3 protein-coding genes are annotated in these 2,536 nt (G+C 72.6%); all 3 read left to right on the forward strand.

Annotated elements, in window-relative coordinates; all coding sequences use genetic code 11:
* Positions 1-1,122: PTS fructose transporter subunit IIC (locus tag ABD194_RS18645; RefSeq protein ID WP_343994270.1), on the forward strand; the 1,122-nt coding region annotated here is incomplete at its 5' end.
* Between the two features lie 99 nt (positions 1,123-1,221).
* Positions 1,222-1,491 (forward strand): HPr family phosphocarrier protein, encoded by a 270-nt coding sequence (locus tag ABD194_RS18650; protein WP_343994272.1) that lies wholly within the window; start codon positions 1,222-1,224, stop codon positions 1,489-1,491.
* 5 nt (positions 1,492-1,496) lie between these two features.
* Positions 1,497-2,536: PEP-utilizing enzyme (locus tag ABD194_RS18655; RefSeq protein ID WP_343994274.1), on the forward strand; the 1,040-nt coding region annotated here is incomplete at its 3' end.

The following is a 2,536-nucleotide window of genomic DNA, read 5'->3' on the forward strand; positions in this document are numbered from 1 at the left end:
ACGAAGATCCGCCAGTGGCTGATGACCGGTGTCTCCTACATGATCCCGTTCGTCGCGGCCGGCGGCATCCTCATCGCCATCTCCTTCATGCTCGCCCAGGTCGCCATGGGCTCCAACGGCGCCATCGAGATCGTGAAGTACAACCTCAAGCCCGGCGACCCGCTCAACATCGCCGAGACCTTCAACGCCCTCAGCCTCACCTCGTGGGCGGCGCTCTGCTTCGTCATCGGCAGCGCGGCCTTCAGCTTCCTCGTGCCGATCCTCTCCGGCTTCATCGCCTTCGCCATCGCCGACCGCCCCGGCCTCGTGCCCGGCATCGTCGGCGGCTTCGTCGCGGCGACGATGGGCGCCGGCTTCCTCGGCGGCATCGTCACCGGCCTGCTCGGCGGCTTCGTCGCCCGGTGGGTGTCGGGCTGGAACGTCGCCAAGGGGGTCCGCGGCGTCATGCCGGTCGTCGTCATCCCACTGCTGTCCTCCTTCATCACGATCGGCCTGTTCATCACGGTCCTCGGCCGCCCGATCACCGCGCTCACCAACGGCCTCAACAGCTGGCTCACGAGCATGAACGGCGCCAGCGCGGTCGTCCTGGGCCTCATCCTCGGCGCAATGATGGGCTTCGACCTCGGCGGCCCGGTCAACAAGGTCGCCTACGCCTTCGCGACCACCGGCCTGGCGGCAGCCGGTGCCGCGACCGACGCCCCGCAGCTGAAGATCATGGCCGCCGTCATGGCTGCCGGCATGGTGGCCCCGCTCTCGATGGCGCTGGCGACCAGCCTGCGCCCGAAGCTCTTCTCCGAGCCCGAGCGTGAGAACGGCAAGGCCGCCTGGCTGCTCGGCCTGTCGTTCATCTCCGAGGGTGCGATCCCGTTCGCGGCCGCCGACCCGTTCCGCGTCATCGCCAGCTCGGTCGTCGGCTCCGCCGTCACCGGCGCCCTGGTCATGCTCTTCGGCGCCACGCTGCGGGCCCCGCACGGAGGCATCTGGGTGCTGCCGCTCATCGGCAACTTCGCCCTCTTCCTCCTCTCCCTGGTGGTCGGCATCGCCGTGATGACGCTGATCTTCATCGCGCTCCGGTCCCGTGAAGCGAACCTCGCGCAGGTCGAGGCCACGGCTACCGTCTGAGCAGGGCGTGACCGCCGATCCATCCCGAGGCCCCGAGTCCCTCGAAGCCTCCTGATCTCCAGACAGCACGACACCCGCATCCAACGAAGGAGCACGTCCATGGCAACCCGCACCGTCACCATCGCCTCGTCGGTGGGCCTGCACGCCCGCCCCGCCGCCCTCTTCGTGGAGGCCGCCAGCAGCTCCGGCCTCGACGTCGAGATCGCCAAGCCCGGCGAGGACCCGGTCGACGCGACGAGCATCCTCGGCGTCATGGCCCTCGGGGCCAGGTACGGCGAGGAGGTCGTCCTGACGGCGGAGGGCGACGGCGCCGACGCCACGCTCGACTCCCTCGTCGCGCTGCTCTCGCGCGACCTCGACGCGGAGTAACGAGCATGGCCGAGACCGACACGCCCCAGACCCCGAGCGCAGCCTCGCCCGAGACGTCGCCGCAGACCCGGCACGGGATCGGCGTGAGCCCGGGCACGGCATACGGCCCGGTGGTGCTCGTCGCGCCCCCGGTCCGGCCGCCGGCCCACGAGGAGGCGGCCGGCGACGAGGCGGGGCAGGCGGCGGCGCTCGCCGACGTCCGCGCCGCCTTCGAGTCGGTCGCGGTCTCGCTCGAGGAGCGGGCCACCCGCGTGGACGACACGGCCCAGCAGATCCTCAAGGCGACGGCCCTCATCGCCCGCGACAAGGGCCTCGTCAAGGCCGCCGCCAAGGAGCTCGCCGCGGGCCACGGCCGGGCGCACGCCATCGAGAACGCCGTCGAGACGTATGCCGCCCAGTTCGAGGCGCTCGGCGGCTACTTCGCCGAGCGGGTGGCCGACCTGCGAGACGTCGGCTCGCGCGCGATCGCCGCGGTGCTCGGGGTCCCGGCCCCCGGCGTACCCGCCTTCGACCAGCCCAGCGTCATCGTCGCGGAGGACCTCGCGCCCGCCGAGACGGCGACCCTCGACCGGCGGCTCGTCGTCGGCATCATCACCGAGACCGGCGGCCGCACCAGCCACACGGCGATCCTCGCCGCGCAGATGGGCATCCCCGCCGTAGTGCAGCTCGCCGACGCCATGGAGATCCCGGCCGGCACGCCCGTGGCGCTCGACGGCGACACCGGCGAGGTCACGGTCGACCCGGACCTGGGCCTCGTCACCGCGCAGCGCGAGCGGGCCGCCCGCCGCGCCGAGGCGCTCGCGAAGCTGTCGGGCCCCGGCCGCACCGCCGACGGCGCCGAGGTCGCCCTGCTCGCCAACATCGGCGGCGTCGAGGACGCCGTCGCCGCGGGTGCCCAGGACCTCGAGGGCGTGGGCCTCTTCCGCACCGAGTTCGTCTACCTCTCGGCGACCAGGGCGCCGACGGTCGAGGAGCAGACGGAGATCTACCGCGGCGTCTTCGCGCCCTTCGAGGGCCGGCGCGTCGTCGTGCGCACCCTCGACGC

This window comes from Terrabacter terrae, assembly GCF_039529575.1.
Lineage (GTDB): Bacteria > Actinomycetota > Actinomycetes > Actinomycetales > Dermatophilaceae > Terrabacter > Terrabacter terrae.